Origin of the sequence: Desulfotomaculum sp., from assembly GCA_003513005.1 — a bacterium.
Classification (GTDB): domain Bacteria; phylum Bacillota; class Desulfotomaculia; order Desulfotomaculales; family Nap2-2B; genus 46-80.
Genome location: DOTD01000084.1, coordinates 1 through 8,447 on the forward strand (window position 1 = coordinate 1; position 8,447 = coordinate 8,447).

An 8,447-nucleotide genomic window follows, 5' to 3' on the forward strand; every position below is an offset into this window, starting at 1 on the left:
TTTTCCCTTTGTTTTTGATTCTGTCAGGAATCAAAGGGAAGGATTTTTTATTTTATCAGCTGGAAATTTCACCGGCAATTCTTTGTGAAAAATTTGCCGCTTTATATGGTAGTTTTTCATTGTTTAAAACACAGGAAGTTCTGGGAGGAGATAGCCAAAGAAAAGGTTTATGAAGCGGGACTGTATTTCACGCATGTAGACAGGTGGGTTGGGGTTTGATTAGTTGTGAAGATCTAAATTTGCTTAACCTTTAAGAAGGAGAGTACGAATGCCTCAATCACTGCAAATAGGCTGGATTGATTACGGCAGCCGTGACAGGAACAAAATACTTTCTGTCTTAAGCCTGCTTTCTGCTTCAGAAGCAGTGGATGAGCTTGGAATCGGTGTGGTGCGGGACGGCTTTGCCGATCTCCTGTTTCCCGGCATATCTACAATTCAGACCAGAGCAAAGTATTTTTTGCTTGTTCCCTATATTATGATGGAATTGGAGCGGGAAAATAACCTGAATCCCAAAGCGCTGCTTGACAGGCTGTCGAGAGAAGAAATAGCGCTGATTGCCATACTTAAAAAGGACAATGCTGAAGGCGTTATCGGCGGACGCGCCGGCGAAGAATTGCAGAGAAAGCCGTCCAGCATATACTGGAACGGGATCTGTACCTACGGTATCTTTAAAAATTATTCAAGGATATCATTGAATGGCTATCTGCGGGCGGTCTGCGCTATGAAAAGAGAAAAAAGCTTGTTATCCGCTGCGGGACATATTGACAAAGGCGAGGGTACCGATGACGCTGACAGTATGTACTGCAGCACAAGCGGCTTTTGGCGTGTTCCGCTGCCGCCCGAAAACTGGCGTGAAAGTGTTTCCATCGAGCTTACCAATGAGGAAGCAGTTTTCTTAAGGGAAAGAATTATTAAATCGGAGCATTCGAAAGATTCCCTGCTTGCTCATATCCTGCGTAATAAACTCTATGGGGTAGTCGAATATGATGATATTTTGAATATCGGAAGTTGCCTGGAACTGCCTGAAGATATCCGTAATATTTATGAAATGGCGCAGAGATTCGCCAGATTTATTTACGGCGCGAATATCCGCTACAATGTAATCCTGTCCGGTGAACAGAATAAAGAAGCAAATGAAGAATGGGACAACTGGTATGATTCAGTGACTGCTGGCTTTATCCAGAATTATGATATATCCGAAGCTGTCAACCGCCTTTCTTTAAGCGGGCGCAATCGTGCAAGACTGGTACCCTTTTTCGACAAATGGAAAAAAGCTGTACTTTCCGGGGATGCAGCTGTTATGGATAAACTCATAATCAAACGCGAGATAGAGTTGAAGGGCCAGGAACGGGCGAAGCTGAACAGTGAAAATTTCAGCTGGCAGGATGGGTTATGGCTGGGAGGCGGAAGGCTGCAATACCGCTTCCGTAATTTTCGCCGGATGATTGAGGATATCTATAACGGACTGGGAGGCGATAAAAATGTTTAAACCTGCCGAGGACAGGCTTGATTACGCAAGCATCCTGGCGCCCCCTGTCGGCTATGAGTGTGAATTTGCTGTTGGAACTACATATTCTCTTGACCTGGAAGCTTTGATCGGTGTGCCGCTCGCCCTGTTTCTCGGGGAAGAAATGGACGAAACGCTGTCGGAAAACCCTATATACATATTGGAAGCTCTGCGCAAGAGCGCGGACAAGTTTGCACTGTTTTGCGAGGGCGGGCAGATTAAAGTACCAAATAAAGCAAACCCGGTGTTTGCCTTACTGGAGAGCAGTATTTTTGAAGTTGCCCTGAAAAACGAGAAATCCTTTCACCCGAAGGTATGGCTGATCAAGTATACTGGCGGCGGGAAAGAATTTTACCGTTTTATTGTGCTGAGCCGCAACCTGACTTTTGACCGCAGCTGGGATGCAGCGGTCGTTCTAAAGGGAGAAGCGAGTGGTCAGAAAACCCTTAAGAACCGTCCGCTAATAGAATTTCTACATTATCTTCGGGAAATCGCCAGTGATAAAAAGAAGAGAAAAATAATCGGCAGCATTGCCGATGAGCTTTCCCATGTGCATTTTCAGACGGAGGACAAGCGTTATACTGATATTTCCTTTCTCCCACTTGGTATAGATGAGAAGTATGACAAGGCTTCCACGGATCTTTTTGAAAAATACAATGAACTGCTGGTATTTTCCCCCTTCCTCAGCAAAAATACTGTTCTGGAATTGGACGGTTTATCGCAAAAAAATGGACATAAAACCCTGATCACCCGCAGGTCCGAGATTACCAAGTTAACCAACGAAATACTGGCCAGCTTTGAATGCTACTGCCTCAAAGATACAATAGTTGACGGCGAGGATGCAATCAGCGAATCAGAAAACGCTCCTGCAGACCTGCAAAAGCAGGATATACACGCCAAGCTCTATTTCAATAAAACAAAGCACAACGAACACAACATTTATCTCGGGTCGGCCAACTGCTCCAAGAGCGCATGGGACGGCAACGTAGAGTTTATGCTGCGAATGAAATATAACAAACGCGGCTTTCGGATCTCGCAGGTCATCGATGAACTTTTTTGCAGAAGCGATAAAGAATACGATGAAAGGCATAATCCTTTTGAGCGGATTATCGCTGTTCCTGAAGTAATACCTGATCAGGATGATTTACAGGAACGAATGCAAAAAGCTATTAAACGGCTTTGTCGATCAAAAACAAATGCCCGGGTCAAAGAGAATAACGGCAAATATGATCTTGAAATTCAGTTTGACAAACGGTTTATCGCAAATGACATAGACTTGACCATTGCAGCGCTTGGCGGCGGTAAACCCGTAAAGGTTGAGAGCACAGTTCTTTTATTCGGATTATCACTATTGGAGCTGGGCGAGTTTTATATTGTAGAGGCCAGGATTGGCGAAGACAAATTGCGGCGTGTCATTAAAATTCGCACTGAAGGCATCCCGGCTGAAAGAGACAGTATGGTGCTCAGGAGTATCATCAAAGACCGAAACACTTTTCTGCGTTATATCGCTTTTTTACTTTCCGATGATTATCTGCTCGCTGCCTTGGAGCAGGCTGAGCAAAAGGCGGCGTCGGCTAAAGGCTGGTATTTGCACGGCTCTGACATTCCGGTACTTTATGAAAACATGCTGCGCGCCGCAGCAAGGTCTCCCGAAAAATTGCAAGAGGTCAAGGCGATTATCCAGCGGTTGAATGATCAGGAAATTGTGCCGCCTGAGTTCGGCAAATTATACACTACCTTCTATAATGCAAGTTGTAATACAAACAGGGGGAAAAGATGTGACTGAATTATCGACGAAGGAAAAGCAAATCCTCTCCGGTCTCAAGGATTTCCAGAGGGCAACGGTAGAAAGGATACTATCTCTTTTTACCAGCGGTCGCAGCCGTGTGCTTGTTGCAGATGAGGTTGGCCTCGGTAAAACACTGATCGCCAGGGGTGTGATTGCAAAAACTGCTGTTTATCAGCAGCAAACTTTACATGATGATTTATTCAAGGTTGTTTACGTCTGCTCAAATCAGAGTATTGCCGCGCAGAATCTTTCCAAGCTCAAAATTAATGAGACCGACAGCGTGGAGGGCCTCACAGATACCCGGCTGTCTATGCAGCATCTAAAAATTTTTAAAGATGAGCTGGAAAACAAAAAGAGACAAAACTACATGCAGCTGATTCCGCTGACTCCAAACACATCTTTTAACATGACCGGGGGCGGCGGCAGTGTGCGGGAACGCGCCTTGATTTATGCTGTATTGCACCGTTATCAACCGGTCACTCCTTATAAAAAGGAATTAGAAATACTGCTGGTTGATACTGCCACCAGCAGTTGGGAAAAGAAAAGAGATGAATACGAGAATCAAGTTGCCTATTGCGACGTGGCCAGTGGCGGGCGTTACCTGAAAGAAGTTTTAGGAAAAGTGGATAACTATTTTTCCAAGCATAATGGCCTGCTGTCAGAGATAGCAGATTTTTGCAGCAAAATGCGCCTGAGCGGACGCAGACAAAGCGGTGCCTATCCTGTTATTCACAAGCTTCGCCGAATGATGGCCGAAATAAGCGTAGAAATGTTGGATCCTGATCTGGTTATTATGGACGAATTTCAGCGGTTTCCGGAGCTTATTAAGACTGATGCGGACAATGAAACCGCGATGTTGGCCCGACGCTTTTTTAATGCGCCCAAGCGCGACGATGAAAAAGTAAAAATCCTGCTGCTTTCCGCAACCCCCTATAAGCTTTACTCAACGCTGGAGGAAATAAATGAAAATCAAGCAGATGAGCACTACCGTGAATTTATACAGGTGACGGATTTCCTGTTTGAAAGCGACCCTTCGAAAAAAGCTGAATTCCGGCAGGTGTGGAGGGATTATTCGATATTGCTTAATGAAATTGGCACAACAGATTTAACTATTCTGGCCGCCAGGAAAAACAATGCCGAGGATGCTCTTTATCAGGGCGTCTGCAGGACAGAACGCCTGTCAGTTGAAGGCGCCGGCAAGTTCGTCGATATAGAAACTGCGAAAAGCACACTTGACGTTTCCGAAGAAGATATACTTTCCTACATAAGGGCCGATAAGCTGCTTTCGGATATGGGTCTAAACGAGCATGTTCCGGTTGATTATATAAAGTCTGCCCCATATATCCTTTCCTTTATGGAGCATTATAAGATTAAAGAAAAGGTTTACACTTATTTCAAGAAGAATCCCAGTAAATTAAAACTGGTCCGCAAACCGGAACTGTGGGTAAACGAGGAGTTAATTTCCAAGTATAAAAAGCTGCCCAACACAAATACGAGACTTAAGAGAATCAGTGAAGAAGCCCTTCCAAAGGGCGCAGAGAGACTGCTTTGGCTGCCTCCCTCCAAGCCGTATTATGAGCCTGGCGGGGTATTCTCCAGCTTAAGAGATTTTTCAAAGGTCCTGGTATTTTCTGCCTGGGAGATGGCGCCCAGGGCTGTTGCGGCCATGCTTTCATATGAAGCTGAACGGCTGACAGTAGGTGAGCTGGTCAAAAAAGCACCCAACCCCGAACGAGAGAACCGCAGTTATTTCCCTCGTGGAAAAAAAGCACGGTTTCCTTCACCCCGTCTTAAACTCAACATGAATAAAAGTGTACCCGGGTCCATGTCACTAATGACTCTGCTGTATCCCTGCGTTACTCTGGCAAAACTCTATAACCCGATTCAAGCGCTGAATCAGGGGTTAACCAGAAGGCAAATTGAATCTAAACTGCGCGAGAAGATTGAAGACCTGCTTGATAAAATTGTTTTTGAACGCAAAAAGAAAGACGATTATGACGAGAGCTGGTATTATATAGCGCCGTTGCTTTTTGATAAGAATGAAAAACTGATTGGTTCCTGGCTTAATCAACCGTCTTTAATTTGGAACCTTAATAACAGCGAGACAGAGACTGCAGAAGAAGACGATGAACAGGGTGTTCTGGAAAAGCATCTTAACGCATTGCGGCGTACTCTTGAAAATGCGGATAATCTGATGCTGGGGCCGAAACCGCGGGACCTTGTAGATACGCTGATCACGATGGCCTTGGCTTCGCCGGCGGTATGCGCCCTGCGTTTATTCGGACCGGAACTGCCGGACTCCCCGGCGCTGTCAGTACGCCTTGCTAAAATATTTCTCGACCGGCTTAATTTACAGGAATCTACAGCCATAGTCGAGCTATGTCATGATTCTAAAGCTCAACATAAAGCTCGACATGAAGCCAAACATAAAGACCCACACTGGCAAAATGTGCTGGAGTATTGCACTGATGGAAATTTACAGGCAGTGCTTGACGAATATGCGCATATACTCACTGACGATAACGGGTTGGCATATGTTTCCCAGGAAAGAAGATCGAAAACGCTTTGTGAAAAAATGTGCGCCTCCTTCAAAACACACACAGCAAGTTACAATGTGGATACATTCCGGAAGTTCCGCGACCGCATCATGAAAGGTGAAAAGAATAGAACCGGCAGCGAAAAAGGTGAATTGCGTTTTATAAAGATGCGTTCAGGATATGCCGCCGGTTTTTATGACACAAAAGGTGAAGACAAAGGCCTGCAGCGTAAGGAGGGCCTGCGTCTTGCGTTTAATTCTCCCTTCCGTCCCTTTGTACTGGCGACCACATCTATCGGACAGGAGGGACTGGATTTCCATTACTACTGCAGGAAGATTGTGCACTGGAATTTGCCGTCCAATCCTATTGATTTGGAGCAGCGTGAGGGACGGATCAACCGGTACAAGTGTCTTGCCATACGGCAAAATATCGCAAAGAAATATGGTGATCAAGGTTTTGATAAAGACATCTGGAGCGAGATGTTTGAAAGAGCCAGCAAGGAGGAAAAGCAAGGCATGTGTTCTGATCTTGTACCTTTCTGGTGCCTGCCGGACCATGATAGGATGATCAAAATCGAGCGTATTGTGCCGATGTATCCTCTGAGCAGGGATCAGGCAAAGTATGAACGGCTGATTAAAATACTGTCGCTCTACCGTCTTAGCCTGGGGCAGGCCCGGCAGGAGGAATTGTTGGAATATGTACTTCAGAGCAGCTTAGACGAGGAGCAACTGAAACAGTTGTTTATTAATCTGAGCCCGTATTTCAAGGGACAGGCATGTTCAGACTGAAGAAAATTATTTATAAACCTCCAGTATCTTCCTGGCCGTTTCACATATATCTTCCCTGAGCCAGCCGGGTTCCAGGACCTCAACCGTGTCGCCCCACTGCACGAGCCAGGTTTTCATCTCATCAACGCCACATATTTCAAAAGACATGATTACCGAACCATCGGCGGGCTCTTCTTCTATTACCTGTGACGGGTGGTAAATCAACCGCTTTACTCTGTGGGCAACTTCCGGGATGAATTTCAATCTAACCTTGCAGATCTCCCCGTCGTTAATAATTCCCCAGCTCTGGCCCATATGTTTCTTTAAAGAGAAATCTTCAGGGAATTCAAAGCGCTCAGATGTATAGGGGAAGATATCCGTAATCTGGTCAATCCGGAAGACGCGGATGGCTTTTCGATTGAGGCAGAAAGCGACCAGGTACCAGTTATGCCTCTTGCAAATCAGCCCGTAAGGTTCTACAACCCGCTGGGTGTTTTGCTTGCTGTGAGCGACGTAATACCATAGCTTTACCCGGCAGCAGTCACGCAGTGACTGTACCAGCTTTAAAAATATTTCGCTTACCTTGTCCGGGTCTGCCAGCTGCTCATCAACTATATGTATCCTTTCCTGCAGCTGCTCTACTGGTAGGGCTTTAGGATCGTATTTATATTTAAATAGCGTACCGATTAATGCGTCCTTGAGCTCGTTGGTATGGCCGGCCAGGGCGGTGCCTTTTTGCTGAAGCAGGCTAAGGAGTATAACCAACGCTTTTTCCGGGCTGATGGAAGGGAGATAGCCCACATCCAAGCGGTATAGGCCTTCTTTCTTGGAAGTGTCCTTTTCCGGCCTGATAATTGGTTTATTTAAATCATTTTCAATGTGATCCAGGTAGCGGTGAATACTCCTGATGCTGACTCCTAAGGCTTCTGCCATCTCTCTGCTGGAGATGCCCCCGTAAGGGCTTCTATTATTCAGCAGGTCCAGCAGTTTGGCAATCCTGAGCGCCTTTGTCGTGTCATGGCCGGCCAATTTGTATCCCCCTTATCTGACTGTGGAATATAATGCCTTTAAAGGTGGATACGACCTAAACCTTACATTTTCCTCCTTTTTGCGACGTTTATTTACAAAATATGTACCTTTCCAGGCCTTTAACCCAGCTGGTCCAGTGATCATCCGGGTTTTCACGGCTTTCAACGGCCGAACTGAAAATATCAACCTCAGCGTCGATCAGATCAAGATAGTGCAGGATGGCTGCCTCAAGGAATTTGGGTCTCTTGGGGGACTGCCACTCATATCTTCCGTGGTGGCTGACGACCATGTGGAGCAGTTTTATCCTCAGTTCTTCCGGGAAGTCAGGCCGCTTGTTGATATATTTTTCTAAAAGCCGGACACCGAGGATAATATGACCCAGCAGCCGGCCCTCATCGGTAAAATCTATATCAGTACCTATGTTGTATTCCTCTATTTTGCCTATGTCGTGCAGTATGGCGCCGGATACCAATAAATCACGGTCAATTTTGGGGTAAACAGACGCTAAGGAGTCGCGAGAAAATAACTTTTTTCAACTATGTGGCCGGATGACATAATTCCAATCACCATGAAAGTCCGAGCGCTCCAGTTGGACAGCAGCCAGTTCGGTGTCTGATACCTTAATGCCGGCCGGGTACGGATTGGTGTCAAGTTGGCCCTGAACCTTTAGACCCGTAGTGGTTGTGGTGTTGGCGATGAGGTTGACGATGACCTCATGGCTCTCCAGCAGGCGGCCGCGCCAGTTCTGTGTGATGTGGGGGAAGAGCCGGGGCTCAATCTGGTTCCACTTGCTGGCGCCCGGAGGGAAGTGGCAGACG

5 protein-coding genes and 1 pseudogene are annotated in these 8,447 nt (G+C 46.2%); 3 read left to right on the plus strand and 3 right to left on the minus strand.

All coding sequences use genetic code 11. The annotated features are described in order from the left end of the window. The first annotated feature begins 268 nt into the window (after window positions 1-268). From DEH07_10830 to DEH07_10840, 3 genes are read left to right on the plus strand one after another with little or no spacing between them, the layout of a single operon-like run. On the plus strand, window positions 269-1,489 hold the full coding sequence (locus tag DEH07_10830) for a hypothetical protein (GenBank protein ID HBY04984.1): 1,221 nt from the start codon (window positions 269-271) through the stop codon (window positions 1,487-1,489). Continuing rightward, window positions 1,482-3,293, plus strand: coding sequence for a hypothetical protein (locus tag DEH07_10835; GenBank protein HBY04985.1), 1,812 nt, complete (start codon window positions 1,482-1,484; stop codon window positions 3,291-3,293). Before DEH07_10830 ends, DEH07_10835 begins: the two co-directional genes overlap by 8 nt. Continuing rightward, window positions 3,253-6,621: a hypothetical protein gene (locus tag DEH07_10840; protein ID HBY04986.1), complete on the plus strand. Its 3,369-nt coding sequence runs from the start codon at window positions 3,253-3,255 to the stop codon at window positions 6,619-6,621. The genes DEH07_10835 and DEH07_10840 overlap by 41 nt, the downstream gene beginning before the upstream one ends. A 6-nt stretch (window positions 6,622-6,627) precedes the next feature. On the opposite strand, the pseudogene DEH07_10845 reads toward DEH07_10840, so the two are convergent. From DEH07_10845 to DEH07_10855, 3 genes and pseudogenes are all read right to left on the minus strand, one after another. Then, window positions 6,628-7,617: pseudogene (locus DEH07_10845) on the minus strand (WYL domain-containing protein). A 100-nt stretch (window positions 7,618-7,717) separates the two neighbouring features. After that, entirely contained in the window at window positions 7,718-8,116 is a 399-nt protein-coding gene (locus tag DEH07_10850; GenBank protein ID HBY04987.1) for a hypothetical protein, read from the minus strand. Between the two features lie 45 nt (window positions 8,117-8,161). Continuing rightward, window positions 8,162-8,447 (minus strand): ISAzo13 family transposase (locus DEH07_10855; protein HBY04988.1); only part of this gene is annotated, 286 nt, incomplete at its 5' end.

Coding starts and splice junctions, on each gene's coding strand:
- DEH07_10840 (HBY04986.1), top strand. CDS start 3,253: ATGCAAGTTGTAATACAAACAGGGGGAAAAGATGTGACTGAATTATCG.
- DEH07_10835 (HBY04985.1), top strand. CDS start 1,482: ATGTTTAAACCTGCCGAGGACAGGCTTGATTACGCAAGCATCCTGGCG.
- DEH07_10830 (HBY04984.1), top strand. CDS start 269: ATGCCTCAATCACTGCAAATAGGCTGGATTGATTACGGCAGCCGTGAC.